Origin of the sequence: Burkholderia sp. RF7-non_BP4 (assembly GCF_001521935.1) — a bacterium.
In the GTDB taxonomy this organism is placed as follows: domain Bacteria; phylum Pseudomonadota; class Gammaproteobacteria; order Burkholderiales; family Burkholderiaceae; genus Burkholderia; species Burkholderia diffusa.
Window position 1 is genome coordinate 108,745 of sequence record NZ_LOTA01000087.1, and the last position, 26,528, is coordinate 135,272.

Below are 26,528 nucleotides of genomic sequence, written 5' to 3' on the forward strand. Positions count from 1 at the left end.
TCGTTCCGCCTTATGACTGGGCGGCTAAACGGTGTCGGCGATGCGCGGAGGCGAAGGTGCGCGGCTGACGACCTCTTTAGCCGCATTTATAGTGAACCGCCGGGACGAAGACGCATCAAGGCCCTGGTCGGTTCGCGCGCCCGCAATCGAGTCAGCAAATCGGCGCGCTTCCGACCTGCCGCCAAGGAGGCGGCAGGTCGGAGGAGTATAGCGGAATTCCGCGGAGCGCGGATTTCGCGGGCCGGCTGCCCCGGCTACTGCAGGATCAGCCGCAAATGCGCATCGGCCTGTTCGCCGGGCGGCCTCTGGAACCCGCCTTTCGCGAACCGGTGCCACTTGCCGATCACGTAGCTGACGAGCAGGCTCGCGCGCGCGGCGGGATCGTAATCGGCCGGCAGCACGAACGGCGCGGCGCCATCGGGCGCCTGCGCCTCGGTACGCGCGACCCGCAGGCACTGCTTGACGGTCGCCTCGATTCGGTCGAGCAACTGGTTCACGCGCTCGGTGAGCCGCTCGTCCTCGCCGACCAGCGCCTCGCCCGTCAGCACGCGCGTCATGCCCGGATTCTTCGCGGCGAAATTGAGCATCGTCAGCGCGATCGTGCGCGCCTGCTGCACGCCGTTCGGCTCCTTTGCGACGATCTGGTTGACGAGCCCGAACAGCGCCTGCTCGATGAACTCGATCAGGCCTTCGTACATCTTCGCCTTGCTGGTGAAATGCCGGTACAGCGCGGCTTCCGACACGTCGAGGCGGGCCGCGAGCGCAGCCGTCGTGATTTTTTCGGGCTTCGGCGCCTCGAGCATCGCGGCGAGCGTCTGCAGGATCATCACGCGGCGCTCGCCCGGTTTCGGGCGCGCGCGGGACGGTGTGGCCCGGTCTTCCGTTACGGCTTGGTCCTGCGGGTAAGTCGGCTGCATTTCTGTCGCCCCGATCGTGTGCCCAGTCGGAGCGATTTTAACGAACGAATGCGCTGGTCGACATATTGGGGGCGGCCGATGTTCGGCAGATGGCCCGGCAGGTGCCCGGTGATCCACACCGTGCCGATGCCGAGGCGCTTGTAGCGCTTCAGGTGGCTGCGGGTATCTTCGACGAGGATCGCGTCTTCGAACCGCGCATGCGCGGCGCGCAAAATCCGGCGCAGCATCGTGTGGTCGGGCTTTGCGCGCCATGTGCGACGGTCGCGCATGTGCTCGATCGCGATCACGCGCTCGAACAGCCGCTCGATGCGCAACTCGCGCAGCACCGCGCGCGCGTAGTTCTCGGGCGCGTTGGTCAGCACGAACTTGCGGCCCGGCAGCGCGGCGACGATGCGCGCGAGGCCGCGCTCGGCGCGCAGCATCGCGGGCAGGTCGGAAAACGTGTGGACGACGCGCAGGAAGTCGTGCGGATCGATCGGGTGATGGCGCGCGAGGCCGAGGAGCGCGGCGCCGTAGCGCTGCGTGTAGCCGGTGCGCAGCCGGTCGGCTTCGGCACGCCCGACGTGGAGCGTGTCGACGATGTACTGCGTCATCGCGCGGTTGATCTCCGGAAAGATCGCGTGCGATGCGTGATGGAGCGTGTTGTCGAGATCGAACAGCCAGACGGGCGCGCCGGCGCGCGGCCGGCTGCGGGAGATGCGCCGGCGTCGCAGCGACGCCGGCAGGTCGGGGCCGGTGGTTGTGCGGCGCGCGCTCAATGCGAGCGGATCATCGTGCCGAACGGCTGCTCGGTCAGGATTTCGAGCAGCACCGAGTGCTCGATGCGGCCGTCGACGATGTGCACCGACTTCACGCCGCTCTTCGCGGCGTCGAGCGCCGACGAGATCTTCGGCAGCATGCCGCCCGAGATCGTGCCGTCCGCGAACAGCGCGTCGATCTCGCGCGCCGACAGGTCGGTCAGCAGGTTGCCGTCCTTGTCCATCACGCCGGGGATGTTGGTCATCATCAGCAGCTTCTCGGCGTTCAACACCGTCGCGAGCTTGCCTGCGACGAGGTCCGCGTTGATGTTGTACGACAGGCCGTCCTCGCCGAAACCGATCGGCGAGATCACCGGGATGAACGCGTCGTCCTGCAGCGCCTTCACGACCGCCGGGTTGATCGCCTCGACTTCGCCGACCTGGCCGATGTCGATGTACTGGCCCGGGTTGTCGCGGTCCGGCATCAGCAGCTTGCGTGCGTGGATCAGGCCGCCGTCCTTGCCCGTCAGGCCCACCGCATGGCCGCCGAAGTGATTGATCAGCATCACGATGTCCTGCTGGACTTCGCCGCCCAGCACCCATTCGACGACTTCCATCGTCTCTTCGTCGGTCACGCGCATGCCCTGGATGAAGGTGCCGGCCTTGCCGATCTTCTTCAGCGCGTGATCGATCTGCGGCCCGCCGCCGTGGACGATCACCGGATTGATGCCGACCAGTTTCAGCAGGATCACGTCGCGCGCGAAGCCTTGCTTGAGCCGCTCTTCCGTCATCGCGTTGCCGCCGTATTTGATCACCACGGTCTTGCCGTGGTAACGGCGGATGTACGGCAGCGCCTCGGCGAGGATTTCTGCCTTCAGCGTGGGGGCGATCTGCGAGAGGTCGATGGGCTCGGACATGGCGGCGGCTCTGGCTGGGAACGGTTGAAACAGGGCGAATTGTACAGGAGTGGCGCAGCGCAGCATCGGGTTTTTGGGCTGGCCGGACGGCCGATCGCACGGGCCGGTCGCCACGCGCGGCGGCCCGCCGGCCATGGTGCCGGACCCCGCGCGGGGCCCCCGTGGCGGCGGCGTGGACAGCGCGACTCGACCCGCGTTGGCGGCCCGCATCGGCCGATCGGCCGACGTGCAAAATCCGCCTGCCGCGCTATGCTTGTCGCGTAGGGTGACTTCATGCCCGCTTCCGCGTTTCCGCCATGACCGATACCGCCGCCGACGCCCGTTCGACTCCGCGCCGTGCGCGCTGCCCGCACTGCGGGCGCGGCTTCGACTGCGGCGCCGGCACGCAGCCGTTCGACTGCTGGTGCGCGTCGATGCCGACCCTGTCCGGCGGCGCGCCGCCGGCGCCCGGTACGCGCTGCCGCTGCCCGGAGTGCCTCGCCGACGAGATCGCCCAGCGCATGGCACGCGCGGCCGGCTGACGGCGCAGGCCCGTGCAATCCGGCTCGACGCCGGCTCGCCCGGTGCTCCGTCCGTCTTCACTGATCCGGCCCCCGGTAGAGGTGCCGGGCGCTAAACGGGTAAACTGCTCGGATGCAACGAATTACCACCACCGGGCGCGTCAACCTCAGTCACCTGTTCTGGCTGCGCAATCTCGCGATCATCGGCCAGCTCGTGACGATCGGCGTCGTGCAGACCTATTTCGGCGTGCATCTGCCGTTGCCGGCGATGCTGATGGTCATCGCGCTCGAAATCGTTTTCAACGCGCTGACCTGGGTGCGCGTGCTGCGCGCGCGGCCCGAGACCAATTTCGAACTGCTCGGCCAGCTGTGGGTCGACCTCGGCGCGTTGTCGGCGCTGCTGTTCCTGTCGGGCGGCACGACCAACCCGTTCGTGTCGCTGTACCTGCCGTCGCTCGCGATCGCGGCGGCCGTGCTGCCGTGGCACCTGATGATCTGGCTCGCGGCGTTTGCGGTCGCGTGCTACGCGGCGCTCGGCTTCGATTCGGTGCCGCTCAACATGGACAATCCGGCGAACCTGTTCGACTACTACCGCACGGGGATGTGGGCGAACTTCATGGTCAGCGTCGGGCTGATCGCATGGTTCGTCGCGCGTATGTCGAACGCGTTGCGCCAGCGCGATGCGGCGCTCGGCGAAGCGCAGGCGCACCTGCTGCGCGACGAGCGGGCGGTCGCGCTCGGCGTGCAGGCCGCCACCGTCGCGCACGAGATGGGTACGCCGCTGTCGACGATCGCGATGCTCGCGGAGGAGCTGCGCGACGCGGCCCGCGCCGATCCGGGGCTCGCGCGCTACGAGGCCGACCTGAAGGTGCTGGAAGAACAGATGACGCTCTGCACGTCGGCGCTTGCGCGCCTGCGCAGCCGGGCGAGCGCGCCGGCGAGCCGCCAGCCGGTGGACGACTGGCTCGACACGTTCGTCGAGCACTGGCGCCTGCGGCATCCGCACGTGCAGTTCGAACTGCTCGGCGCGCGCCCGTCGGGCGTCGGACTCGACGACACCGTCGCGGCCGGCCAGATCCTGACGATCCTGCTCGACAACGCCGCGCGGGCGAGCCCGCACCGCGTGACGCTGGCCGCGAAGCTCGCGCACCACGAGCGGGCTGCGGACCAGATCGAATTCGAGGTATGCGACGACGGCCCCGGCATTCCGGCCGCGTTGCGCGAATCGCTCGGCTCGATGCCGGTCGACAGCACGCAGGGCGGGCACGGGGTCGGCCTGTACCTTGCGTTCAGCGCGGCCGTGCGTCTCGGCGGCGAGATCGAGCTGTCCGATGTCACGCCGCGCGCGACGGGCGGCAACGGGCGCGCCGGTGGCGGCGCGAACGGGCACGCGGCAGCTGCGTCGGGCCAGCGCGCGACCGAACGAGCGGCGACCCCGCCGGACGGCCGCCCGGCCGGCACCCCCGGCCGCGGCACGCGCGCGGTGCTGCGCCTGCCGGTGGCGCGAATCGCGGTGCCGGTCGCCTCAACCAACACGTAGACGGAGAAACCACATGAGCGAGAACAATTTCCTGGTGATCGACGACAACGAGGTGTTCGCGGGCACGCTCGCGCGCGGCCTCGAGCGCCGCGGCTACGCGGTCCAGCAGGCGCACGACAAGGAGGCGGCGCTGCGGCTGGCGGCCGGCGGCAAGTTCCAGTTCATCACCGTCGACCTGCATCTCGGCGACGATTCGGGCCTGAGCCTGATCGCGCCGCTGTGCGACCTGCAGCCCGACGCGCGGATTCTCGTGCTGACCGGCTACGCGAGCATCGCGACCGCCGTGCAGGCGGTGAAGGAAGGCGCCGACAACTATCTGGCGAAGCCGGCGAACATCGAGTCGATCCTGGCAGCTCTGCAGACCAACGCGAGCGAAGTGCAGGCCGACGAGGCGCTCGAGAATCCGGTCGTGCTGTCGGTCGACCGGCTCGAATGGGAGCACATCCAGCGCGTGCTGGCGGAGAACAACAACAACATCTCGGCGACCGCGCGCGCGCTGAACATGCACCGCCGCACGCTGCAGCGCAAGCTCGCGAAGAAGCCGGTGCGGCAGTAAAGGGGCGCGGCGGCATCGGCCGGACGCACCAACGAAAACGGGCGGCCCGCCGGGCCGCCCGTTTCGCATTCGACGCCGCGCGCGTTACAGCACGTAGCGCGACAGGTCTTCGTCCTGCGACACTTCGCCGAGCGCGCGATCGACGTACTTCGCGTCGATCGTCACGCGCTCGCCGGCGTGGTTGCCGGCCGAGAACGACACTTCCTCGAGCAGCTTCTCGATCACCGTGTACAGCCGGCGCGCACCGATGTTCTCGGTCTTCTCGTTGACCGCGTACGCGATCTCGGCGAGGCGGCGGATGCCGTCTTCGGCGAACTCGAGCTGCACGTCTTCGGTGGCGAGCAGCGCCTGGTACTGCTTGACGAGGCTCGCGTCGGTCGCGACGAGGATCGCCTCGAAATCCTTCACCGACAGCGAGTCGAGCTCGACGCGGATCGGAAAGCGGCCCTGCAGTTCGGGAATCAGGTCGCTCGGCTTCGCGAGATGGAACGCGCCGCTCGCGATGAACAGGATGTGATCGGTCTTCACCATCCCGTACTTCGTGTTGACCGTCGTGCCCTCGACGAGCGGCAGCAGGTCGCGCTGCACGCCCTGGCGCGACACTTCGCCGCCGCTGCCTTCGTTGTTGCGCGACGTGATCTTGTCGATCTCGTCGAGGAACACGATGCCGTTCTGCTCGACGTTCTGCACGGCCTTCGTCTTCACTTCCTCGTCGTTGAGCATCTTCGCCGCTTCCTCGTCGGTCAGCAGCTTCAGCGCTTCCTTGATCTTCACCTTGCGGCGCTGCTTCTTGCCGCTGCCGAGGTTCGAGAACATCGAGCGGATCTGCTCGGTCATCTCTTCCATCCCCGGCGGCGCCATGATGTCCATGCCGGCCGACGGCTGCTCGAGGTCGAGCTCGACTTCCTTGTCGTCGAGCTGGCCTTCGCGCAGGCGCTTGCGGAAGGTCTGGCGCGTGGCGTTGTTGTCGTCGTTCGCGTTATCCGCGTTGCCGCCGAAGCCCACCGCGCGCGGTTGCGGCAGCAGGATGTCGAGGATGCGGTCTTCCGCCTGGTCGGTCGCCTTGCTGCGCACCTTGCGCATCTCGGATTCACGCGTCTGCTTGACCGAGATCTCGATCAGGTCGCGCACGATGCTGTCGACGTCGCGGCCGACGTAGCCGACTTCGGTGAACTTGGTCGCTTCGATCTTGATGAACGGCGCGTCGGCGAGCTTCGCGAGGCGGCGCGCGATTTCGGTCTTGCCGACGCCCGTCGGCCCGATCATCAAAATGTTCTTCGGCGTGATTTCCTGGCGCAGCGGGTCGGCGACCTGCTGGCGGCGCCAGCGATTGCGCAGCGCGACGGCCACCGCCTTCTTCGCGTTGTCCTGGCCGATGATGTGCTTGTCGAGTTCCGAGACGATCTCGGCAGGGGTCATGGTGCTCATGGTGCGGTCCTTACTCGATCGTTTCGATGATGCGGTTGTGGTTCGTGTAGATGCACATGTCGCCGGCGATCTCGAGCGATTTCTCGACGATCTCGCGCGGGGACAGCTCGGTGTTCTCCGCGAGCGCGCGGGCCGCGGCCTGCGCATAGGCGCCGCCCGAGCCGATCGCGCAGATGCCGCCTTCCGGGTCGAGCACGTCGCCGTTGCCGGTGATCACGAGCGTGGTGGTCGCATCGGCCGTGATCAGCATCGCCTCGAGGCGGCGCAGCATCCGGTCGGTGCGCCAGTCCTTCGCGAGCTCGACGGCCGCGCGGGTCAGGTTGCCCTGGTGCTTCTCGAGCTTCGCCTCGAAGCGATCGAGCAGCGAGAACGCATCGGCGGTGCCGCCCGCGAATCCGACCAGTACCTGGTTGTTGTAGATCCGCCGCACTTTCCGCGCGCCACCCTTCATGACGATGTTGCCGAGGGTTACCTGGCCGTCGCCGCCGAGCGCGACCTTGTCGCCGCGCCGGACCGAAACGATGGTCGTGCCGTGAAATTGCTCCATCTGCGTTCCTTGAGAAAAACGGGGAAGAGTCGGGCGGCGCGGGGCGCCGCCGCTTGAATCGCAGTGCGCCGGGGAGCGGCCCGGCGCGCGTCCGTTTCATTTTAGGGCGGGCGCCGGGATATCAAGAGGGGGAGGCAAATCGGCCGGCGGGCCGGGAACCGGTGCCGGAAAAACAAAAAGCGCGCGGCAGGCCGCGCGCTTTCGGGAAGCAGCGTGTCGGAGCGGAACGCCGCTCGATCAGTCGCCGAACAGCTTCTGGCGGAGCTCGCGGCGCTCTTGCGCCTCGAGCGACAGCGTGGCCGTCGGGCGCGCGAGCAGGCGCGGGATGCCGATCGGCTCGCCGGTTTCCTCGCACCAGCCGTAATCGCCCGAATCGATGCGGGCGAGCGACTGCTGAACCTTCTTGAGGAGCTTGCGTTCGCGATCGCGCGTGCGCAGCTCGAGCGCGTGCTCTTCCTCGATCGTCGCGCGATCGGCGGGATCGGGGACGATCACCGTCTCGCGCAGGTTCTCGGTCGTCTGGCCTGCGTTCTTGAGGATGTCCGCCTGCAACTGTTCGAGCCGATTTTTGAAGAAGGCGAGCTGATCCTCATTCATGTAATCCTTGTCGCTCATCTTCAGGATTTCGGCTTCGGTCAAGAGTTTCTTCGTCATCTGCTTGCTTCTTCAATGTGCGGCAAATCAGGAGATAGTGCCTGCACTTTGGGATTACCCGCAACTGCGCTTGCAATCATTTGCGATTTGCCGCCGCGGGGCCGAAAGCCTCTGGAAAACCGGTTCTCAAATACCAGGATAGGCCTGGCGCGGAGTTGCGCGCGCTGCGAACCGGTGTGCTGCGCGGCACATTGCATCGGCCGCGGCCGAGAGGCGGATTGGCGATCCGGCGCGGTTGCGATGCCCGGAAAACTGGTTCAGCAAGAACCGGGCCTGTTTGTTGCCGTACTCCAGCGGGCACGTATTGTAACTGAATCGCAAGCGGGCGCCGTATCGGGTCGATCCCCGTCGGCTGCGCCAATATCTAGAAAATATAACGCGCAAATCGCGAAAAAGCGATGACGGCGAAACCCTGCCCGGAAAAGGCACCGCGCAAGCGCCGCGGCCGCCCCGGAAGGCGGCCGCATGGAAGGCGCGCAACGCCGGCCCGAAGGCTCAGGCGAGGCAGGCGTCGAGGCCGTCGGTGATCAGGTCCTGCGGCAGGTCGACGCCGATGAACACCATCTTGTTGGTCTTCTTCTCGACCGGCAGCCACTTCGCGGCGAGGTCGCTGCCCATCATCTGATGGACGCCCTGGAACACGACCTTGCGGTCGACGCCCTTCATGTACAGCACGCCCTTGTAGCGCAGCATCCGTTCGCCGTAGATCTGCAGGATGCCGCCGAGGAAGTCCTCCAGCTTGTTCGGGTCGAACGGGCGGTCATTGCGGTATACGAACGACTTGATCTTGTCGTCGTGATGCGCGTGGTGGTGATGGCCGTGGTCGTGATCGTGCGCGCATTGACCGTGATCGTGGTCGCAATGCGCGTGATCGTGATCATGGTCGTGATCGTGGTGATGGTGCGCGCGGTCGTCCTCGGCGAGGAAGTCCGGGTCGATCTCGAGCTTCGCGTTCAGGTTGAAGCCGCGCAGGTCGAAGATTTCCTTGATGTCGGCATCGCCGAAGTTCACGATCTTGATCGTCGCCTTCGGGTTCATGTGCATCAGGCGGTGCTTGAGCGCCGCGACGGTCTGGTCGTCGACCAGGTCCGACTTCGTGACGAACAGGCGATCGGCAAAGCCGACCTGACGCTGCACCACTTCGTGTTCGTCGAGTTGCGCGTCCGCATGCTTCGCGTCGACGAGTGTGATGACCGCGTCGAGCAGGAAATCGTCGGCGATCTCGCTGTCGATGAAGAAGGTTTGCGCGACGGGGCCCGGGTTCGCGAGGCCGGTCGTCTCGATCACGATGCGGTCGAAGTCGAGCTTGCCTTCGCGCTTCTTCGCGGCCAGATCGCCGAGCGCGCGCGCGAGGTCGCCGCGGATCGTGCAGCAGATGCAGCCGTTGCTCATCTGGATGATCTGCTCGTTCGTGTCCTGGACGAGGATCTCGTTGTCGATGTTCTCTTCGCCGAACTCGTTCTCGATCACGGCGATCTTCATGCCGTGCTGTTCGTTCAGGATGCGCTTGAGCAGCGTCGTCTTGCCGCTGCCGAGGAAGCCGGTGAGGATGGTGACGGGAGTGGCCATGTCGGTCGCCTGTGGTTCGTGAATCGGGGTCAAAACCAGGATGTGTGCGTCGCGCCGTCGACTCGCGAGCCGGGGCGCACAACCATCCATTGAAACATACCTGTCAAGCCCTCGCCCGTCGTCCGGACGACAGGCTCGAGCGCGGAGCCGCCAGCGGGGCGGCCGGGCGGACGCGGGTGTGCGCGTAGATCGGGGCGGTCACACGATTTGCAACAGCAGGCCCTTCAGATATTCGCCTTCCGGGAACGCGGCGAGCAGCGGGTGATCGACGCCCGCGCCGAGCCGCTTCAGGATCCGCGCGTCGACCTTCGCGTCGGCGGCCGCGCCCGCGACGATCTTCTGGAACAGGTCCATGTCGATCGCGCCCGAGCACGAATACGTGAACAGCAGGCCGCCCGGGCGCAGCAGCCTGAAGCCGCTCAGGTTGATGTCCTTGTAGGCGCGTGAGGCGCGGTCGACGCTGTCGCGGGTCGGCGCGAACTTTGGCGGATCGAGCACGATCAGGTCGAAGCGCTCGCCTTCGTCGACGAGGCGGCGCAGCGTCTTGAACGCATCCGCGTCGAGCCAGGTCGCGCGCCCGGCATCGAAGCCGTTCGCGACGACGTTCTGCTGCGCGAGCGCGAGCGCGTCGCCCGACGAGTCGATCGACACGACACGGTTCGCGCCACCCTTGAGCGCCGCGAGCGAGAAGCCGCCCGTGTAGCAGAAGCAGTTGAGCACGTCGCGGCCGGCCGCGAATTGCGCGACGAGCGCGCGGTTGTCGCGCTGGTCGACATAGAAGCCTGTCTTGTGGCCGTTCGGCACGTCGACGTGATAACGCACGCCGTTTTCGTTCGCGATCAGCGTCGCGGGCGGCGCGTCGCCGGCCAGCACGCCGGTCGTCTGCGCGAGCCCTTCCTTGTCGCGGATCGACACGTCCGAGCGTTCGTACACGTTCGGGCAGCCGGTCGCACCGCTGAGCGCCGCGACGATCGCGTCCTTCCACGCCTCGACGCCCGCGGCCATGAACTGGCACACGAGCTGGCCACGCGGCGCGGCGCCCGGCTCGGCCGTGTCCGCGACGTAGTAGTCGACGATCAGCCCCGGCAGCCCGTCGGCTTCGCCGAACACGAGCCGCACCGCGCCCGTGCCCGACACCATCGCCGTGCGGTGCGCGACCGCGCGCTGCACGCGGCGCTTGAAGAACGCGTGATCGATCGGCTCGTTCTCGTCGAAGCTCCACACGCGCACGCGGATCTGCGACTGCGGGCTGTACGCGCCGCGCGCGAGGAAGCGGCCGTCGTGCGCACGCACGATCACGGTCGCGCCGGGCGCGGGCGTGCCGTCGACGCGGTCGATCGCATTGGCATAGATCCACGGATGCCGGCGCAGCAGCGATTTTTCCTTGGACGGTCTGAGTGTGACGGTTTGCATGATCGGATCGAAAGGAGCCGCGGACGGCGCCGGCCGTTGCCGGCCGCCGTTCGCGGCGGGGAGGGCGGGGGCGCGCGTCAGTCGCGCTTTTTCGCGCGCGGATGTGCGCTGTCGTAAATTTTCGCGAGATGCTGGAAGTCGAGCGACGTATAGACCTGCGTCGCGGCGACGCTCGCGTGGCCCAGCAATTCCTGCACCGCGCGCAGGTCGCCGCTCGACTGCAGCACGTGCGTCGCGAACGAATGGCGCAGCACGTGCGGGTGGACGTTGGCGGGGATGCCCGCGGCCAGCGCCGCGCGCTTCACGCGGTCGCGCACGACGCCCGGCGCCATCCGGTTGCCGCGCACGGACACGAACAGCGGATGCGGATCGTGCTTCACGAATTCGCCGCGCACCGCGAGCCACGCGTTCAGCGCCTCGATCGCCTTGCGGCCGACCGGCACCTTGCGTTCCTTGTTGCCCTTGCCGCGCACGGTGACTTCGGCTTCGGCGAGATCGAGCCAGCCGGCCGAGCGGTAGCCGTCCGCCTGCGTGTACATGACGTCGAGGCCGACCAGTTCGGCGAGGCGCAGCCCGGACGAATAGAACAGCTCGAGGATCGCGTGATCGCGGATGCCTTCGGTCGTGCCGGCGAGCGGCGCGTCCATCAATGCCGATGCGTCGTCGACCGACAGCGCCTTCGGCAGGGTCTTCGGTCGCTTCGGCGCACGCACCGCGGCAACGGGGTTCGCGGGCATCTCGATGCGCTGCGCGAGCCAGCGGTAGAACGCACGCCATGCGGACAGCCGGTGCGCGATCGAGCGCGCGGACAGCCCGCCCGCATGCGCGCGCGCGACCGCGCCGCGCATGTCGGCGGCCGTCAGCGCGTCGAGCGGGCGGCCGGCGGCGAGCTTCTTCAGTTCGTCGAGTTCGTGCGTGTACGCGCGCAGCGTGTGTTCCGACAGCTGCCTGACGTGCTTCAGGTTCGACAGGTAGGCGGCGATCGGATCGTCGGTCATGGGCGCGGGATCAGTGCGGCAGCAGGCGCGTGAGCGCGGCGCTCGCGAGCGTCGCGATCTGTGCGAGGAAGTCGGTCGCCATCCCGTCGTGGAAGCGGCGCGGATCGGGCGAGCCGAGCACCAGCAGGCCGAACGCGGGGGCGTCGGTGCCGCCGAGCGGCGCGCGCAACGCGAGCAGCGCGACCGAGGTGGCCGCGCCGTCGCCGGCCGGCGCGGCTTCGGCGCCTTCCGCCGCATTCACGGCCGGCGCCGCGAGCGCGGGCGCGAGCCACTGGGCCGCTTCGAATCCGGTGTTCGCGCCGCAATACGGCGTCGACAGCCCGTTCGTGAACAGGCGCACTTCCTCGCCGACCTGGCGCGCGAAATCGGCCTGCGCGTAAGTGTCGGCGACGTCCCACACGCGCAGCGCGGTCTGCGGCACGTCGAACACGTCGGCGATGCCTTCGGCGATCGTGCGTGGCAGCGCGTACGGGTCGCGTTCCGCGATCACGCGCGCGGTCCAGCGGCTGAATTTCGCGGACAGGCTGTCGTTCTCGTGGCCGTAGCGCACGAGCTCGGCGAGCCGGCGCTCGAGATGCTTGTTCTTGTCGCGCAGCATTTCCATCTGCCGCTCCTGCAGCGAGATCGCGGCCTTGCCGTGCGGGTTCGCGAGACGGATCGTCGCGAGCAGTTCCGCGTGTTGCGCGAAGAATTCGGGATTGGCGAGCAGGTAGTCGGCGACTTCGCGATCGTTCATGTGGCTGGAGCGTTCAGTTATCAGGACGTTGAAGGGTCAGACGTTCAGGTCGATCTCGCCTTCGAACACGGTTGCGGCGGGCCCGGCCATCATCAGCGCGGCGGTTTCGTCGCGCGCGCCGTCCCAGCTGATCGTCAGCGTGCCGCCGTGCGTGTGCACGGTCACCGGCGAATCGAGCAGGCCGCGCCGGATGCCGGCCGCCACCGCCGCGCACGCGCCGGTGCCGCACGCGAGCGTCTCGCCCGCGCCGCGCTCGTACACGCGCAGCTTCACTTCGTTGCGCGACACGATCTGCATGAAACCGGCATTCACGCGCTGCGGAAAGCGGGCGTGAAGCTCGATCAACGGGCCTTCGTCGAGCACCGGATACGCTTCGGCGTCGTCGACGACCTGCACCGCGTGCGGGTTGCCCATCGACACCGTCGAGATCCAGCGCGTGCGGCCGCCGACGTCGAGCGGCCACAGCGTGTCGTTGCCTTCGGTCCGGCCGTCGAGCCCCGAGGCGTCGAACGGCACCTGCGCCGGCGCGAACACGGGCGCGCCCATGTCGACGACGACTTCGCCGTCATCCTGCATCGTCAACGTGATCAGGCCCTTCATCACCTGCACGCGCACGCTGCGCTTGTCGGTCAGGCCGCGGTCGCTGACGAACTTCACGAAGCAGCGCGCGCCGTTGCCGCAGTGTTCGACTTCGCCGCCGTCGCAATTGAAGATCCGGTACTTGAAGTCCGCGCCGTCGACGGTCGGTTTCTCGACGAGCAGCAACTGGTCGGCGCCGATGCCGAAGTGTCGGTTGGCGAGCGCACGCACCTGCGCCTCGGTGAGCGGCGGCAGCGCGCGCGAATAGCTGTCGAGCACGACGAAGTCGTTGCCCGCGCCGTGCATCTTGGTGAACGAGAGTTTCACTGGGTCCGGAATTCCATGGCGAACAGGGCGGTCGGCACGGCGGACGCGGCGTGCCGCCAGGGCGGGCGGCGTCGTTCGTCGTGCTGATCTCAACCGCAAATGATACATGCAGCCGACAGGGGCGTCCTGCGCGGGCGGGGCGTCATTCGGATGGCCGGGCGAGGAAAACGCCGGGAGGGCGGATCCGTGGCTCGCGCAGCAGTCGGCCCGCGATTTTCTGGCAGGCGCGCCGAAGGCGGCACGGGTGCGGGCGCGCATCCGACGGCGCGCCCGCGGGTTCGGCTCAGTAGAGGCTCGGCTCGCCGGGCGGGCGCGTCTTGAAGCGCTTGTGCACCCAGTAATACTGCTCCGGCATCAGCGGAATCTGCTCCTCGAGGAATTCGTTCATCCGCCGCGCGTCGAGATCGTCGTCGCCGGTCGGGTAGTTGTCCCACGGCTTGAACACCTTCAGCCGGTATCCCTTGTAGTTCGGCAGCACCTCGCCGATGAACGGCACGACCTGCGCGCGGCCCGTCTTCGCGAGCCGGCCGACGGCCGTCAACGTGCACGCCGGCACGCCGAAGAAGGGTACGAACGTCGAATTGCGCAGGCCATAGTCCATGTCGGCGCCGAGCATCACCGGCTTGCGGTCGCGCAGCCAGCGCAGCACGACGCGCGCGCTGTCCGCGCGGCCGACCATCTCGGCGTCGAAACGCCCGCGGGCCTGCTTCGCCTCTTCCTCGAGCACGGCGTTCGAGAACGGCTGGTACAGCGACCCGCAGCGGCGCTGCAGCGAACGGTTCAGCCAGATCGAGCCGGCTTCGATGCCGACGAAATGCAGGCCCAGGAACAGCGTCGGGGGCAGATCCGGATCGGTGAGATCGACCGCGCTGTCGACCTGGATCAGCTTCGCGAGCTTGCGCTCGGAGCCGAACCACTGGACGCTGCGCTCGACGTAGCTGCGGATCGCGTGGCGGAAGTGCTGGCCCGCCACTTCCTCGCGCCGTTCGTCGCTCCAGTCGGGGAAGCAGAGTTTCAGATTGGTATGTACGATGCGCTTTCGCCGGCTGGGAATCTGGTACAGCAGCCAGCCGAGGCCGTCGCCGAACCGTGCGGTCAAGCCGTACGGCAGCAGGGCGAGCAGCTTCAGCAAGCCGATGGCGAGGTGCGTGCCGAGGCGGCCTAGCATGCGGAATCTCCGTGGGGCCGGCTGGCCGGCACGTTGCGAACAGGGGGGTAGGACAGCGGACGATGCAGCACGGGTGGCGCTCTGTGACAATTCACGAAAGCCGCTATAATACGGGCTTCGCCGAGTTAACTGACAACTTGCGGGGCGAAGCCGGCTGGCGCGAAGCGCGCTGCCCGGTCCTGGTAATCCGCTAAAGCGTCGCCGCTTCAGGCCCAACGAAGCTGGCTACGTGAAACCAACCGTAACCACACAGGAGCCTGAAAAAGTGGCAAACGATTATCTCTTCACGTCCGAATCCGTCTCCGAAGGCCATCCGGACAAGGTCGCGGACCAAATCTCGGACGCGATTCTCGACGCCATCCTCGAGCAGGACAAATATTCGCGCGTTGCAGCCGAAACGCTGTGCAACACGGGTCTCGTCGTCCTGGCCGGTGAAATCACCACGACGGCCAACATCGACTACATCCAGATCGCGCGCGACACCATCAAGCGCATCGGCTACGACAACACCGACTACGGCATCGACTACAAGGGTTGCGCGGTGCTCGTCGCGTACGACAAGCAGTCGCCGGACATCGCGCAAGGCGTCGACCGCGCGCATGACGACAACCTCGATCAAGGCGCGGGCGACCAGGGCCTGATGTTCGGTTACGCATGCGACGAAACGCCGGAACTGATGCCGCTGCCGATCCACCTGTCGCACCGTCTCGTCGAGCGCCAGGCGAGCCTGCGCCGCGACGGCCGCCTGCAGTGGCTGCGCCCGGACGCGAAGTCGCAGGTGACGATCCGCTACGTCGACGGCAAGCCCGATTCGATCGACACCGTCGTGCTGTCGACGCAGCACGCACCGGACATCGAACTGCCGGCGCTGCGCGAAGCCGTGATCGAGGAAATCATCAAGCCGACGCTGCCGGCCGACCTGATCAAGGGCGACATCAAGTTCCTGGTGAACCCGACCGGCCGGTTCGTGATCGGCGGTCCGCAGGGCGATTGCGGCCTGACGGGCCGCAAGATCATCGTCGATACCTACGGCGGTGCCGCACCGCACGGCGGCGGCGCGTTCTCGGGCAAGGATCCGTCGAAGGTCGACCGTTCGGCAGCGTATGCCGGCCGTTACGTCGCGAAGAACATCGTCGCGGCAGGCCTCGCATCGCGCGCGCTGATCCAGGTGTCGTACGCGATCGGCGTCGCCGAGCCGACCTCGGTGATGGTCAACACGTTCGGCACGGGCCGCGTGTCGGATGCGGTGATCACGAAGCTCGTGCGCGAGCATTTCGACCTGCGTCCGAAGGGCATCATCAAGATGCTCGACCTGCTGCGCCCGATCTACGAGAAGACGGCAGCTTACGGCCACTTCGGCCGCGAAGAGCCGGAATTCTCGTGGGAAGCGACCGACAAGGCGCTCGCACTGGCCGAAGCGGCCGGCGTGGAGCCGACGGCACGCGTCGCGTAAGCGTCGTCCGCCCGAAACGAAAAACCCCGGCATGCCGGGGTTTTTTTATGCACGTCGATCGCCGTCGGGATGACGGCGTCGCGGCGATCGTGGCGGGCGGCTGCCCGCCGGCGCGGCTTCAGCGCGCGCTGAAGCCGAACCAGCCGTTGCTGGCCGCGAGGCGGCGCGGGCGGTTGATGCGGCGCTGCGGGCCCAATGTGCGGCGCAGCGCGAGCGCGCGCAGCGACGACGGTTTCTGCAGCAGCGAGCGCAGGCCGGCGCGGCGCGCGAACGCCTGCGCGCTCATCATCGAGAAGAACGCGTGGAACCAGGCACGGATGCCGTCCAGCCGGCTGTGCGCGTGCGTGCGCTCCGCGAGCGCCTGCGTGCGTGCGCGGTGATGGCGCAGCGGGCGGGCGGGAGCGGACGGCGCGACGCGTTTCGCGGTGCGGTTGAGACGGGAAGTCAGACGGAATGGCATGTGAACGATGCTTCGCTTGTATGAATGGCGCCCTTGAAAAGCGCACTGGTATGAACGGCCTCGGAAGGCGCAACGGATCTTATCGAAAGTCGTTGCGCGCCGCGCCCGCCAGAATTGACAGGCCGCGACAGGCTACAAGGGATTCATGACGTGCAAAAGTCGCGATAAACCCTTGTGCCGCAAGCGTGTGGCTGCATACCGCCTGTCGCTGAGTGCTCGCGCCGCGTCGCACAGTTCCCTTGCGCCAGATCAAATCGACGATTGGCATGCCCCTGCGTACGACAATGGCGCTGTTCGCGGCATCCGGCGCCGATTTACAATCGTCACATTCACACGATAAACGTCTGGCATCCCATGTCGTCTTCATTGCAGTCGGAATCGATCCGCGCGCAAGTCGCGGAATTGCGCGAACGCGGCTTCGTCGTCGCGCGCGGCCTCGTCGACGAGGCGCAGTGCGCGGCGCTCAAGCAAATCGCGGCGCGCCAGTTGCAGGAAGCGGCGGAGCCGATCGAGTTCGAGGCGGATTTGCGCTACCCGGGCGCGCCCGAATCGAAGCATGCGCCGGGCGGGCATACGGTGCGGCGGCTGCTGGATGCCTACACGCGCGATCCGGCGTTCGCCGCGCGCGCGATCGCGCCCGAAATCGGCGCGTGGATGCGCGAGTACTTCGGCGAGCAGCCGGTGCTGTCGCGCGCGCATCACAACTGCATGATGACGAAGCACCCCGCGTACGGCAGCCTGACGGGCTGGCATCGCGACTTCCGCTATTGGTCGTTCGAACGCGCGGACATGGTGTCGGTGTGGCTCGCGCTCGGTCCGGAAACGAATGAAAACGGTGCGCTCTGGCTCGTGCCGGGTTCGCATACGGCCGAATTCGGGCCGGAAGCGTTCGACGACGCGAAATTCTTCCGCAGCGACCTGCCGGAAAACCGCAAGATGATCGACGCGGCAACCTGCCCGTCGCTCCAGACGGGCGACGTCGTGTTCTTCCACTGCAACACGCTGCATTCGGCGGGGCAGAACCGTTCCGACCAGGTGAAGTTCTCGCTCGTCTATACGTACCACGGCGTGAGCAACCGGCCGATGCCGGGCACGCGTTCGGCGGCGAAGCCGGAAGTGCAGTTCTAACGGCGGTTCGGGCGGCGACGCAGCCGCGCCGGTTGTCCGATGCGGCGCTGCGGCCGCGCGGGTGGATGAACAAACGGGCGGCCTGGGCCGCCCGTTGCGTTTCGTGCAGCCCGCTCGCGCGATGCCGGCCGCCGGCGTGGGTCGCGCGGCCGCGCGATCAGCGCTTGTTGCCCGGCATCGCGAGGCCGATCAGGCCGATCAGCGATGCGACGGCGCCGCCGGCGATCAGCAGGATCGTCTTCGTGGCGGGCGAGCCGGTGAAGAAGCGCGACACGTTGTCGTTGATCGAATGGAACGACTGGCCGCCGAAATACAGCAGCACGACGCCGCCGACGAGCAGCGCAACCGAGATGACCCGGGACATACCAACCTCGCTGTAACGGTGATTCGAGACGCCGCAGTGTAGGCGACGCACGCGGTCGCGTCCATGGCCGTGCGCGCTTCGGCCACGTTCGATACCATAACCGTCGTACGTTTCCCTCGCCGCCGGCGCGCGATGTTCGCGCGCGGCGCGCGTCCCATCCCCGACGTCTTCACGGAACCGACTCATGGCCTACGAAGCAGCTTCCGAACGTTATGCCGACATGCAATACCGCACCTGCGGCAAATCCGGGCTCAAACTGCCCGCCCTGTCGCTCGGCCTGTGGCACAACTTCGGCGACTCGACGCCGATCGCGACGCAGCGCGACATCCTTCGCACCGCGTTCGACCTCGGCATCAATCACTTCGACCTCGCGAACAACTACGGGCCGCCGTACGGCAGCGCCGAAACCAACTTCGGCCGGCTGCTGAAGGAAGATTTCCGGCTGTACCGCGACGAGCTGCTGATCTCGACGAAGGCCGGCTGGGACATGTGGCCGGGGCCGTACGGCAACGGCGGCGGGTCGCGCAAGTACGTGCTCGCGAGCCTCGACCAGAGCCTGCAGCGGATGGGGCTCGACTACGTCGACATCTTCTATTCGCACCGCTTCGACGCGCACACGCCGCTCGAGGAAACCGCCGGCGCACTCGCATCGGCCGTGCAGCAGGGCAAGGCGCTGTACATCGGCATTTCGTCGTACTCGGCCGCGAAGACGCGCGAGATGGCCGAATTGCTCGCGCAATACAAGGTGCCGCTGCTGATCCACCAGCCGTCGTACAACCTGCTGAACCGCTGGGTCGAGCAGGATCTGCTCGGCACGCTCGACGACATCGGCACGGGCAGCATCGCGTTCACGCCGCTCGCGCAGGGGCTGCTGACGTCGAAATACCTGAACGGCGTGCCGGCCGATGCGCGCGTGAACAAGCCGGGCGGCGGCTCGCTGAAGCAGGATCACCTGAGCGCGGACAACCTCGAGCATGTGCGCAAGCTCAACGGCATCGCGGAGCGGCGCGGGCAGAGCCTCGCGCAGATGGCGCTCGCATGGGTGTTGCGCAATGGCCGCGTGACGTCCGCGCTGATCGGCGCGAGCCGTGCGGAGCAGGTGCGTGAAAACGTCGGCGCGCTGAAGAATCTCGAATTCTCGGCCGACGAACTCGCGGAGATCGATCGCTACGCGACCGAGGGTGGCATCAATCTGTGGGAAAAACCGTCCACCGATCAGGCAATCTGATCGGCATCAAGGACGGTCGATACGGGATGCGAATCATTGCATGCCGTATCGCCGCGCACGCACACAAGCGGTTAAGTCGCCGCGATGCGGCGGCGTGACCGGCGCGTGCCAACGCGTCGCTAGAGCAGCGCGGGCAGGCCTTCGACGAGCAATACCGCCACGCCGACGCCGAGGATGACGCCGAGCACGCGCAGCAGGTTGTGACGGAATTCGGTTGCGCACGGCACCGCGCCGAGAAATAGCGCGCCGGCCAGCGCCATCGGAATCAACAGGATGAAGTCGCCGATCGTGAAGTAGGTCGTCATGCGTGTCTCCATAGCCGGCTGGAACAGGCGCACACGCGTCTTCCAGCCCCCATGCCGGGCATTTCTCGTATTGGGCCGGCCCCATGGCGAACGGGGCCGGCAGTTCGAGTATAGGCAACCGCGCTGCGTTTTTCGCTATCCGAACCATTAAAAGTATGCGGAAAACCCCGGAGATTCCGCACTTTTCCGGCGAGTCGGACGAATGCCTTGCACCATTCTTTCCCGCTCCTTTCGGTTCGCGCTGAATCGTCGGACATGTTCGATACGGGCCGCCGCACCCGCAGGCGCGGCGGCCCGTCCGCTACGCGCGATCGGGTCGCGCGCGAACGGCCGGCGTGCGGAACACGAGCGCGAGCCCCGCGACGATCGTGCCCATGCCGGCGAGCGCGAGCGGTTCGGGCCGGTTGCCGAGCCAGACCGCGTCCATCAGCGTGGTGACGACGGGCACGAGATAGAACAGGCTCGTCACGTTGACGAGATCGCCGCGTTGCATCAACCGGTAGAACAGCAACTGCGCGATCACCGAGATCACGATGCCAAGCCACAGCAGCGGGACGATGAACGCCCAGCCGACCTCGACCGAGATCGGCCGGAACGGCAGGATCGCCACGCACAGCGCGAGGCCGATCGCGTTCTGCAGCGGCAACACGTCGGCGGGCGCCGCGCGCACACGCTTTTGCAGCAGCGAGCCGGCGGTCAGCGCGACGAGCGCCGTGAGCGCGCAGGCGACGCCCATGATCGGCAGGCCTGCACCGCCCACGCCGCGACACACGACGAGCGCGAGACCGGCCAACGACAGCCCGAGCCCCGCGACGCGCATCGGTTGCCAGCGCCGCTCGACGATCGCGAGCGTGAGGATCGGCTGCACGCCGAGGATCGTCGCCAGCACGCCCGGCGCGATCCCGCGCTCGAGCGCGAGCAGATAGAAGATCGAATAGCCGCCCATCATCAGCAGGCCGGTCAGCGCGGCCATGCGCCGCTCGCCGCGCGGCGGCAGCCAGCGTCCGCGCATGACGGCCGGCACGAGCAGCACGAGTGACGCGAGCGCGAAGCGTGCGGTGAGAAAGACGAACGCGGAGGCGTGACGCAGACCGAGTTCAGCGAAGATCGCGCCGCTGCTCCACAGCAAGACGAAGAGCGACGTCACGCCATGCGCGGCGAGCGCGCGTTTGAACGAAACCATGTGAATCCACCTGTCGAACGGATCGAAACGTTCCACGTCGCGCGCGCGGGAACGCGCCGTGCGTCATGGCGCACGAACGGCCGCAAACGGGCGAAGGGAAAACGGAAACCGAAAGCCGGCTGGTCAGCCGACGCGTGCCGCCGGCGGGGGCGGCGCGGCGCCGACGAACGGCGGTGCGACAGGAGGAGGGAGGACCGACGGATGCGCGCACGCCTGCGGCCGCGAGTCGAACTGCGGCCGGGAATTTGCGAGAGCGGACGTGAGCGGTTGCATCGTGTCGAAATGCGCTTGAACGCGAATGAACGTCAAAGGTAACGCAGGGCGGCCGCCTGATGCAACCACGGTCGGCGGGAGGTCGGTGCCGTGCGTGTGGCCGGATTCGGCGGACGGTCACATTCGACAGGGTATGATGGGGGTATCCGCCCGTGCAAGCGCACGCGCGGCGCAGTGGTTGATTGGAGACATTCGACGAATTCGCGGCACTTCGCCTGCTTCTTCTTCTTTTCGCGCTTCGATAAACCGTGAACAATGGGATCACGCGCAACACCCCGACGAGGGCGGCGCGGATCGTGCATTTGCCGGCTCGCCAGCGAGCCGGGTTTCAAGTTTCAAGAGTGGGGAACCATCATGCATGTCGGGTCGATTGTCTGCACTACCCATATCGCGGTGCCGAAGGGCGCGCGCGGCATCGTTCAGCGTGTTCTGGGCGACATGGCCATGGTGACCTGGTACGCGGGCGTGCCGGGCGAGTCGAAGGAACTCAACACCGAGCCGTTCTTTCTCGAGGACCTGATCGACACCGGCGAATCCGTGCTGCCGGCCGGCGCCGCGATCCACTGAGCGCGCGTGCCGCACCGGACGCTCGTGTTTCGGCGCGGCTGACGGCACAATGCGGGGCATGAAAGACGTCACTTCCGCCCCCGCAGCTCCCGCCGGCCCGCCGTTCGCCGGCCTCACGCCCGAGTGCGTGCTCGACGCGCTCGACAGCGTGCTGATGCCGATCGGGCTGCGCACCGACGGGCGCCTGCTCGCCCTTAACAGCTACGAAAACCGCGTCTACCAGGTCGGCATCGAGGACGGCCCGCCCGTCGTCGCGAAGTTCTACCGGCCCGCGCGCTGGTCGGACGAAGCGATCCTGGAAGAGCACGCGTTCGTCGCCGAACTCGCCGCGCGCGAGATTCCGGCGGTGCCCGCGCGCGTCATCGACGGCCGCACGCTGCACGCGTTCGACGGCTTCCGCTTCTCGATCTTCGAGCGGCGCGGTGGCCGCGCGCCCGACCTCGACCGCAGCGACACGCTCGAATGGCTCGGCCGCTTCATCGGCCGGATTCACGCGGTCGGCGCGACGCAGCCCTATGTCGCGCGTCCCGTGCTCGACATCCGCACGTTCGGCTACGAGCCGCGCGACTATCTGCTCGCTCACGATTTTCTTCCCGACGACGTACGGCCTGCCTACGAGACGGCGGTGACGCTCGCGCTCGAAGGCGTCGAGGCCGCGTTCGAGCGGGCGGGCGAGATCCGTCTGCTGCGCACGCATGGCGACTGTCATCCGAGCAACGTGCTGTGGACCGACGCGGGCCCGCATTTCGTCGACTTCGACGACAGCCGGATGGCGCCCGCGGTCCAGGATCTGTGGCTGCTGCTGCCCGGCGATCGCGAAGGCGCGTCGCGCGCGCTCGCGGATCTGCTCGCCGGTTATGAGGACTTCTGCGAATTCGAGCCGCGCGAACTGCATCTGGTCGAAGCGCTGCGCACGCTGCGCTTGATCCACTACGCGGCATGGCTCGCGCGCCGCTGGGACGATCCGGCGTTTCCGGCCGCGTTCCCGTGGTTCAACACGCATCGCTACTGGGAAGCACGCGTGCTCGAGCTGCGCGAGCAGATCGGCGCGATGCAGGAAGGGCCGCTCTGGCCCGTGTGACGGCGCGCGCGGCAACGTCGCCGCGCGGCAGGTTCGGGCGGACCGACGCGCAACGCGAGCGGCCCGCGCCGCTCAGAACTTCAACATCATCCTGATCACCGCGGCGAAGCGCTTGCCGTAAGGCGGCGCGATCAGCCCGCGGGTATTCAGGCGCGCCTGCGTGAGCACGGGCTTCATCTTCGAGAACGTCACGAAGCCGTCGTAGCCGTGATACGCGCCCATCCCGCTCGCGCCGACGCCGCCGAACGGCAAACTGCCGCACGCGATGTGCAGCAACGCATCGTTGACCGTCACGCCGCCGGAGATCGTTTCGCGCATCACGCGGTCGACCGTGCCGCCATCCTCGTCGAACAGATACAGCGCGAGCGGTCGCGGGCGCGCGTTCACGTACGCGATCGCTTCGTCGAGCCGCTCGTACGGCACGAGCGGCAGCAGCGGCCCGAAGATTTCCTCCTGCATCAACTGCGACGCGGCCGGCACGTGCGTGACCGCGCACGGCACGAAGCGCCGCGACGCGGGATCGGACGGCGCGTCCGACAGCGGATGCAGTTGCGCGCCGGCGGCCTGCGCGTCGGTCGCGAGTTGTTGCAGCCGGGCGTAATGGCGCGGCGACACGATCGTCGTGTAGTCGCCGTTGGTCGACAGGTCCGGATACAGCTTCGCGAAGCGCGCGCGTGCGCGCTCGATGAACGCCGCTTCCATTCCGCGCGGCAGCAGCACGTAGTCGGGCGCGATGCAGGTCTGGCCCGCGTTCAGCGTCTTGCCGCCGATGATCGCGTCGACGGCCGCGTCGAAGCGTGCATTCGGGCCGACGATCGCCGGCGACTTGCCGCCGAGCTCGAGCGTGACGGGGGTGAGATTGTCGGCCGCGGCGCGCATCACGTGGCGGCCGACGTGCGTCGAGCCGGTGAACAGCAGGTGATCGAACGGCAGCGCGCTGAACGCGGCGCCGACCTCCGCATCGCCGTTCACGACGGCGACGTGGTCGCGCGAGAAAGTCTTCGCGATCAGCTGTTCGAACAGCGCCGACGTGCGCGGCGTCAGTTCGGACATCTTGACGATCGCGCGGTTGCCGGCCGCGAGCGCGCAGATCAGCGGGCCGGCCGCGAGCAGGATCGGATAGTTCCACGGCACGACGATGCCGACCACGCCGAGCGGCTGCGGCAGCACCTTCGCGCGCGCCGGTCGCAGCCACTTGTTCATCGGCTTGCGGATCGGCTTCATCCAGCGCTTGCCGTGCCTGAGCGCGTCGTCGATCTCTTCCTTCGCCATCCAGATTTCCGACAGCAGCACTTCCTGCTTCGCGCGATGCCCGAAGTCGGCGCTGATCGCATCGGCGAGCGCATCCGCGTGATCGATCAGCATCGTGCGCAGCGCGCGCAGGTGCTGCGCGCGGGTGTCCCACTCCGGGTACGGCGCGCGCAGGTAGGCCGCGCGCTGGTCGCGCAGCAGCGACGTCAAGGCATCGACCGACGGCAGCGCTTGCGGGGCCAGTTCGGGCAAATCGTTCTTCATGTCGTCTCCTCCAGTTGGGCGTGGCACGTCGGCCAGCAGTCAGGCCGCACGTGCCCGCTCGGCGAGCGTGGCGGGGCGGGTCGGGATGGCGCGCGTCGCGCGGCACGGGGCCGGATGCGAGGCACGGGCGAAAGCAGGGTGCAGCGTGCGGCAAGCGTCGCATCCGCGCGACGGTGGTCGTGTCCGAAAACGGGATTGCACGGCCCGCGCGTACGGCCGGGTGCGATGTCCAACCGGTGTGCGATCGCGCGCGGCGGGCACTTGCCGGCGCATCGAAGCAGGGCAGTGCGGTGCGCGCGGCGACGCACGCATCGGCAGGTCGTGCGGCGCATGCGGCGAGCCGTCCAAACGGTCGGCGATACGTGGCGTCGTTCGATTTCGACCGGCCGCGCGCACGGTGTTGCACGTCACCGTCCGGGCATCCGTTTGAAATGAAATGCGGGCCGCGCGCGGTGCGTCCGGACAACCCGGTCGGCACGCGGCCTGCAGAACGTCGCGCTGCATCGTCGTCTCCCCAGTTTCGCGACGGCGCGGCTTCTGGCGGCCGATGCATCGCGTCGCATCAATCGATACATCTTAAATTTAGTTCACGCGGGCGTTTAGAGGAATCGCTCTTGAATCGGCGTGCCGCGCGCGCGACGGCCATTCCTACAATGCCCGAACATTACAAGCGGGAGCCGGCCGCGCCGGGCGCCGTTCATGACACGAAGGAGACGTGACATGCAATACGACTACATCATCGTCGGCGGAGGGTCGGGCGGCTCGAGCCTCGCCAGCCGCCTCGCCGATGCATGCCCCGACGCGACGATCGCGTTGATCGAGGCCGGCTCGCACACGGAGCGCAACCTGCTCGTCAACATGCCGGTGGGAATCGCGGCGCTCGTGCCGTTCAAGCTCGGCACGAACTACGGTTACGAAACGGTGCCGCAGCCGGGCCTCGGCGGCCGCCGCGGCTATCAGCCGCGCGGGCGCGGAATGGGCGGCTCGAGCGCGATCAACGCGATGATCTACACGCGCGGCCACCCGGGCGATTACGACGAATGGGCGCAACTCGGCGCGACGGGCTGGGGCTGGCGGGACGTGCTGCCGTATTTCCGCCGCGCGGAAGGCAACGCGCGCGGCGCCGATGCATGGCACGGCGCGGACGGCCCGCTGACGGTGTCCGATCTGCGCTTTCGCAATCCGTTCTCCGAACGATTCATCCAGGCGGCGCACGCGGCCGGCTACCCGCTCAACAACGACTTCAACGGCGCGACGCAGGAAGGCGTCGGCTTCTATCAGGTCACGCATCGCGACGGCGCGCGCTGCAGCGTCGCGCGCGCGTACATCTACGACCGCGACCGGCCGAACCTGCACGTGATCACCGATGCGACGGTGCTGCGCGTGGGCTTCGACGGCAAGCGCGCGGTCGGGGTCGCGGTGTCGCGCGACGGACGCGTCGAGACGCTCGGTGCACGCGCGGAAGTGATCCTGTCGGCCGGCGCGTTCAATTCGCCGCAACTGCTGATGTGCTCGGGGATCGGTCCGGCGGAACAGCTGCGCCGGCACGGGATCGCCGTCGTGCAGGACGCGCCGGACGTCGGCACCAACCTGATCGACCACATCGACTTCATCATCAACACGCGCGTGAATTCGTCGGAGCTGGTCGGCGTCTGCCTGCGCGGGATCGCGAAGATGACGCCGGCGCTCGCGCGCTACTTCTCGAGCCGCACGGGGATGATGACGAGCAACGTCGCGGAGGCCGGCGGCTTCATCAAGAGCGACCCGTCGCTCGAACGTCCGGACCTGCAGCTGCATTTCTGCACGGCGCTCGTCGACGATCACAACCGCAAGATGCACTGGGGCTTCGGCTATTCGCTGCACGTGTGCGCGCTGCGCCCGTTCAGCCGCGGCACGGTCGCGCTCGCGAGCGGCGATGCGCGCGATGCGCCGCTGATCGATCCGCGCTTCTTCAGCGATACGCGCGATCTCGACCTGCTCGTGCGCGGCGCGCAGGCGATGCGCCGGATCCTGTCGCAGGCGCCGCTCGCGTCGCAGGGCGGGCGCGAGCTTTACACGCGGGCGGATCAGAGCGAAGCCGAGCTGCGCGCGACGATCGTCGCGCATGCCGACACGATCTATCACCCGGTCGGCACCTGCCGGATGGGCTCGGATGCGCGCGCGGTCGTCGATCCGCAACTGCGCGTGCGGGGCGTCGAAGGGCTGCGGGTGGTGGATGCGTCGGTGATGCCAACGCTGATCGGCGGTAACACGAATGCGCCGTCGGTGATGATCGGCGAGCGCGCGGCGGACTTCATCGTCGCGACGCGCCGGGGCGGCGGCGTGCCGCGCAACGAGGCGGCCGCGGCGGCGCACGGCCGCTGAGCGGCGCGCACCGGCACACGA

26 protein-coding genes are annotated in these 26,528 nt (G+C 67.7%); 9 read left to right on the top strand and 17 right to left on the bottom strand.

Going from position 1 to position 26,528, the window contains the following annotated elements:
• Window positions 1-254 precede the first annotated feature (254 nt).
• From slmA to argB, 3 genes are read right to left on the bottom strand one after another with little or no spacing between them, the layout of a single operon-like run.
• Window positions 255-917, bottom strand: a complete 663-nt coding sequence (gene slmA, locus WS49_RS26780) for a nucleoid occlusion factor SlmA (RefSeq protein WP_059534962.1) — start codon at window positions 915-917, stop codon at window positions 255-257.
• Window positions 884-1,675: a pyrimidine 5'-nucleotidase gene (locus WS49_RS26785; RefSeq protein ID WP_059534963.1), complete on the bottom strand. Its 792-nt coding sequence runs from the start codon at window positions 1,673-1,675 to the stop codon at window positions 884-886. The genes slmA and WS49_RS26785 overlap by 34 nt, the downstream gene beginning before the upstream one ends.
• Window positions 1,672-2,571 carry an acetylglutamate kinase gene (gene argB / locus WS49_RS26790; protein ID WP_059534964.1) on the bottom strand — a complete coding sequence of 300 codons (900 nt, stop codon included), beginning with the start codon at window positions 2,569-2,571 and terminating at the stop codon, window positions 1,672-1,674. The genes WS49_RS26785 and argB overlap by 4 nt, the downstream gene beginning before the upstream one ends.
• Before the next feature lie 296 nt (window positions 2,572-2,867).
• Between argB and WS49_RS26795 the strand changes: the two genes are divergently transcribed.
• From WS49_RS26795 to WS49_RS26805, 3 genes are all read left to right on the top strand, one after another.
• On the top strand, window positions 2,868-3,092 hold the full coding sequence (locus WS49_RS26795; protein WP_059534966.1) for a cysteine-rich CWC family protein: 225 nt from the start codon (window positions 2,868-2,870) through the stop codon (window positions 3,090-3,092).
• 112 nt (window positions 3,093-3,204) lie between these two features.
• The gene (locus WS49_RS26800) at window positions 3,205-4,611 is read left to right on the top strand and encodes an ATP-binding protein (RefSeq protein WP_059534968.1); all 1,407 of its coding nucleotides are present in this window, start codon (window positions 3,205-3,207) and stop codon (window positions 4,609-4,611) included.
• Window positions 4,612-4,624: 13 nt separating this feature from the next.
• Window positions 4,625-5,167 carry a response regulator transcription factor gene (locus WS49_RS26805; protein ID WP_044847841.1) on the top strand — a complete coding sequence of 181 codons (543 nt, stop codon included), beginning with the start codon at window positions 4,625-4,627 and terminating at the stop codon, window positions 5,165-5,167.
• Window positions 5,168-5,251: 84 nt separating this feature from the next.
• On the opposite strand, the gene hslU is transcribed toward WS49_RS26805, so the two are convergent.
• From hslU to lpxL, 9 genes are all read right to left on the bottom strand, one after another.
• Entirely contained in the window at window positions 5,252-6,595 is a 1,344-nt protein-coding gene (hslU, locus tag WS49_RS26810; protein ID WP_059534970.1) for an ATP-dependent protease ATPase subunit HslU, read from the bottom strand.
• 10 nt (window positions 6,596-6,605) lie between these two features.
• Window positions 6,606-7,142 (bottom strand): ATP-dependent protease subunit HslV, encoded by a 537-nt coding sequence (hslV, locus tag WS49_RS26815; RefSeq protein ID WP_006760749.1) that lies wholly within the window; start codon window positions 7,140-7,142, stop codon window positions 6,606-6,608.
• 237 nt (window positions 7,143-7,379) lie between these two features.
• A complete protein-coding gene (gene dksA, locus WS49_RS26820; RefSeq protein ID WP_006477498.1) occupies window positions 7,380-7,796 on the bottom strand; it encodes an RNA polymerase-binding protein DksA in 417 nt (138 codons plus the stop codon).
• 495 nt (window positions 7,797-8,291) lie between these two features.
• Entirely contained in the window at window positions 8,292-9,365 is a 1,074-nt protein-coding gene (locus tag WS49_RS26825; RefSeq protein WP_059534971.1) for a CobW family GTP-binding protein, read from the bottom strand.
• 198 nt (window positions 9,366-9,563) lie between these two features.
• The gene (locus tag WS49_RS26830; RefSeq protein WP_059534974.1) at window positions 9,564-10,778 is read right to left on the bottom strand and encodes a class I SAM-dependent rRNA methyltransferase; all 1,215 of its coding nucleotides are present in this window, start codon (window positions 10,776-10,778) and stop codon (window positions 9,564-9,566) included.
• Window positions 10,779-10,855: 77 nt separating this feature from the next.
• A complete protein-coding gene (xerC, locus tag WS49_RS26835) occupies window positions 10,856-11,776 on the bottom strand; it encodes a tyrosine recombinase XerC (protein ID WP_059534976.1) in 921 nt (306 codons plus the stop codon).
• A gap of 10 nt (window positions 11,777-11,786) precedes the next feature.
• Window positions 11,787-12,512 carry a DUF484 family protein gene (locus WS49_RS26840; RefSeq protein ID WP_059534978.1) on the bottom strand — a complete coding sequence of 242 codons (726 nt, stop codon included), beginning with the start codon at window positions 12,510-12,512 and terminating at the stop codon, window positions 11,787-11,789.
• Between the two features lie 36 nt (window positions 12,513-12,548).
• Window positions 12,549-13,418, bottom strand: coding sequence for a diaminopimelate epimerase (gene dapF / locus WS49_RS26845; RefSeq protein WP_059534980.1), 870 nt, complete (start codon window positions 13,416-13,418; stop codon window positions 12,549-12,551).
• A 283-nt stretch (window positions 13,419-13,701) separates the two neighbouring features.
• Window positions 13,702-14,586 (bottom strand): lauroyl acyltransferase LpxL, encoded by an 885-nt coding sequence (gene lpxL, locus WS49_RS26850; protein WP_059534982.1) that lies wholly within the window; start codon window positions 14,584-14,586, stop codon window positions 13,702-13,704.
• A gap of 265 nt (window positions 14,587-14,851) precedes the next feature.
• Here lpxL and metK point away from each other — a divergent pair, with 265 nt between their 5' ends.
• Window positions 14,852-16,039, top strand: coding sequence for a methionine adenosyltransferase (gene metK / locus WS49_RS26855; RefSeq protein ID WP_043184698.1), 1,188 nt, complete (start codon window positions 14,852-14,854; stop codon window positions 16,037-16,039).
• 118 nt (window positions 16,040-16,157) lie between these two features.
• Here metK and WS49_RS26860 read toward each other — a convergent pair whose 3' ends face one another.
• A complete protein-coding gene (locus WS49_RS26860) occupies window positions 16,158-16,499 on the bottom strand; it encodes a hypothetical protein (RefSeq protein ID WP_059534984.1) in 342 nt (113 codons plus the stop codon).
• A gap of 354 nt (window positions 16,500-16,853) precedes the next feature.
• Here WS49_RS26860 and WS49_RS26865 point away from each other — a divergent pair, with 354 nt between their 5' ends.
• Window positions 16,854-17,627, top strand: a complete 774-nt coding sequence (locus tag WS49_RS26865) for a phytanoyl-CoA dioxygenase family protein (protein WP_059534986.1) — start codon at window positions 16,854-16,856, stop codon at window positions 17,625-17,627.
• 157 nt (window positions 17,628-17,784) lie between these two features.
• Here the strand turns inward: WS49_RS26865 and WS49_RS26870 are convergent, their stop codons facing one another.
• Window positions 17,785-17,991, bottom strand: coding sequence for a DUF3185 family protein (locus WS49_RS26870; protein ID WP_059534988.1), 207 nt, complete (start codon window positions 17,989-17,991; stop codon window positions 17,785-17,787).
• 184 nt (window positions 17,992-18,175) lie between these two features.
• Between WS49_RS26870 and mgrA the strand changes: the two genes are divergently transcribed.
• Window positions 18,176-19,219 carry an L-glyceraldehyde 3-phosphate reductase gene (gene mgrA, locus WS49_RS26875; RefSeq protein ID WP_059534989.1) on the top strand — a complete coding sequence of 348 codons (1,044 nt, stop codon included), beginning with the start codon at window positions 18,176-18,178 and terminating at the stop codon, window positions 19,217-19,219.
• Window positions 19,220-19,338: 119 nt separating this feature from the next.
• Here the strand turns inward: mgrA and WS49_RS26880 are convergent, their stop codons facing one another.
• Window positions 19,339-19,524, bottom strand: a complete 186-nt coding sequence (locus WS49_RS26880; RefSeq protein WP_014895742.1) for a hypothetical protein — start codon at window positions 19,522-19,524, stop codon at window positions 19,339-19,341.
• A 301-nt stretch (window positions 19,525-19,825) separates the two neighbouring features.
• Window positions 19,826-20,707 carry a DMT family transporter gene (locus WS49_RS26885; protein WP_059534992.1) on the bottom strand — a complete coding sequence of 294 codons (882 nt, stop codon included), beginning with the start codon at window positions 20,705-20,707 and terminating at the stop codon, window positions 19,826-19,828.
• Between the two features lie 627 nt (window positions 20,708-21,334).
• Here WS49_RS26885 and WS49_RS26895 point away from each other — a divergent pair.
• Window positions 21,335-21,547, top strand: coding sequence for a hypothetical protein (locus WS49_RS26895; protein WP_011886311.1), 213 nt, complete (start codon window positions 21,335-21,337; stop codon window positions 21,545-21,547).
• A 58-nt stretch (window positions 21,548-21,605) separates the two neighbouring features.
• On the top strand, window positions 21,606-22,628 hold the full coding sequence (locus WS49_RS26900; RefSeq protein ID WP_373557208.1) for a serine/threonine protein kinase: 1,023 nt from the start codon (window positions 21,606-21,608) through the stop codon (window positions 22,626-22,628).
• Window positions 22,629-22,700: 72 nt separating this feature from the next.
• Here WS49_RS26900 and WS49_RS26905 read toward each other — a convergent pair whose 3' ends face one another.
• Window positions 22,701-24,143: a coniferyl aldehyde dehydrogenase gene (locus WS49_RS26905; RefSeq protein ID WP_059534997.1), complete on the bottom strand. Its 1,443-nt coding sequence runs from the start codon at window positions 24,141-24,143 to the stop codon at window positions 22,701-22,703.
• A 720-nt stretch (window positions 24,144-24,863) separates the two neighbouring features.
• Here WS49_RS26905 and WS49_RS26910 point away from each other — a divergent pair.
• Window positions 24,864-26,507, top strand: coding sequence for a GMC family oxidoreductase (locus WS49_RS26910; protein ID WP_059534999.1), 1,644 nt, complete (start codon window positions 24,864-24,866; stop codon window positions 26,505-26,507).
• Window positions 26,508-26,528: the final 21 nt, after the last annotated feature.

What these genes read in the sequence shown, in the direction of transcription:
- hslU (WP_059534970.1), bottom strand. Translation starts at nt 6,595, where the DNA reads ATGAGCACCATGACCCCTGCCGAGATCGTCTCGGAACTCGACAAGCAC.
- WS49_RS26885 (WP_059534992.1), bottom strand. Translation starts at nt 20,707, where the DNA reads ATGGTTTCGTTCAAACGCGCGCTCGCCGCGCATGGCGTGACGTCGCTC.
- dksA (WP_006477498.1), bottom strand. Translation starts at nt 7,796, where the DNA reads ATGACGAAGAAACTCTTGACCGAAGCCGAAATCCTGAAGATGAGCGAC.
- hslV (WP_006760749.1), bottom strand. Translation starts at nt 7,142, where the DNA reads ATGGAGCAATTTCACGGCACGACCATCGTTTCGGTCCGGCGCGGCGAC.
- WS49_RS26895 (WP_011886311.1), top strand. Translation starts at nt 21,335, where the DNA reads ATGCATGTCGGGTCGATTGTCTGCACTACCCATATCGCGGTGCCGAAG.
- WS49_RS26800 (WP_059534968.1), top strand. Translation starts at nt 3,205, where the DNA reads ATGCAACGAATTACCACCACCGGGCGCGTCAACCTCAGTCACCTGTTC.
- WS49_RS26795 (WP_059534966.1), top strand. Translation starts at nt 2,868, where the DNA reads ATGACCGATACCGCCGCCGACGCCCGTTCGACTCCGCGCCGTGCGCGC.
- WS49_RS26865 (WP_059534986.1), top strand. Translation starts at nt 16,854, where the DNA reads ATGTCGTCTTCATTGCAGTCGGAATCGATCCGCGCGCAAGTCGCGGAA.
- WS49_RS26830 (WP_059534974.1), bottom strand. Translation starts at nt 10,778, where the DNA reads ATGCAAACCGTCACACTCAGACCGTCCAAGGAAAAATCGCTGCTGCGC.
- WS49_RS26870 (WP_059534988.1), bottom strand. Translation starts at nt 17,991, where the DNA reads ATGTCCCGGGTCATCTCGGTTGCGCTGCTCGTCGGCGGCGTCGTGCTG.
- xerC (WP_059534976.1), bottom strand. Translation starts at nt 11,776, where the DNA reads ATGACCGACGATCCGATCGCCGCCTACCTGTCGAACCTGAAGCACGTC.
- WS49_RS26900 (WP_373557208.1), top strand. Translation starts at nt 21,606, where the DNA reads ATGAAAGACGTCACTTCCGCCCCCGCAGCTCCCGCCGGCCCGCCGTTC.
- WS49_RS26805 (WP_044847841.1), top strand. Translation starts at nt 4,625, where the DNA reads ATGAGCGAGAACAATTTCCTGGTGATCGACGACAACGAGGTGTTCGCG.
- mgrA (WP_059534989.1), top strand. Translation starts at nt 18,176, where the DNA reads ATGGCCTACGAAGCAGCTTCCGAACGTTATGCCGACATGCAATACCGC.
- WS49_RS26905 (WP_059534997.1), bottom strand. Translation starts at nt 24,143, where the DNA reads ATGAAGAACGATTTGCCCGAACTGGCCCCGCAAGCGCTGCCGTCGGTC.
- WS49_RS26840 (WP_059534978.1), bottom strand. Translation starts at nt 12,512, where the DNA reads ATGAACGATCGCGAAGTCGCCGACTACCTGCTCGCCAATCCCGAATTC.
- argB (WP_059534964.1), bottom strand. Translation starts at nt 2,571, where the DNA reads ATGTCCGAGCCCATCGACCTCTCGCAGATCGCCCCCACGCTGAAGGCA.
- WS49_RS26910 (WP_059534999.1), top strand. Translation starts at nt 24,864, where the DNA reads ATGCAATACGACTACATCATCGTCGGCGGAGGGTCGGGCGGCTCGAGC.
- slmA (WP_059534962.1), bottom strand. Translation starts at nt 917, where the DNA reads ATGCAGCCGACTTACCCGCAGGACCAAGCCGTAACGGAAGACCGGGCC.
- WS49_RS26880 (WP_014895742.1), bottom strand. Translation starts at nt 19,524, where the DNA reads ATGACGACCTACTTCACGATCGGCGACTTCATCCTGTTGATTCCGATG.
- WS49_RS26825 (WP_059534971.1), bottom strand. Translation starts at nt 9,365, where the DNA reads ATGGCCACTCCCGTCACCATCCTCACCGGCTTCCTCGGCAGCGGCAAG.
- WS49_RS26860 (WP_059534984.1), bottom strand. Translation starts at nt 16,499, where the DNA reads ATGCCATTCCGTCTGACTTCCCGTCTCAACCGCACCGCGAAACGCGTC.
- lpxL (WP_059534982.1), bottom strand. Translation starts at nt 14,586, where the DNA reads ATGCTAGGCCGCCTCGGCACGCACCTCGCCATCGGCTTGCTGAAGCTG.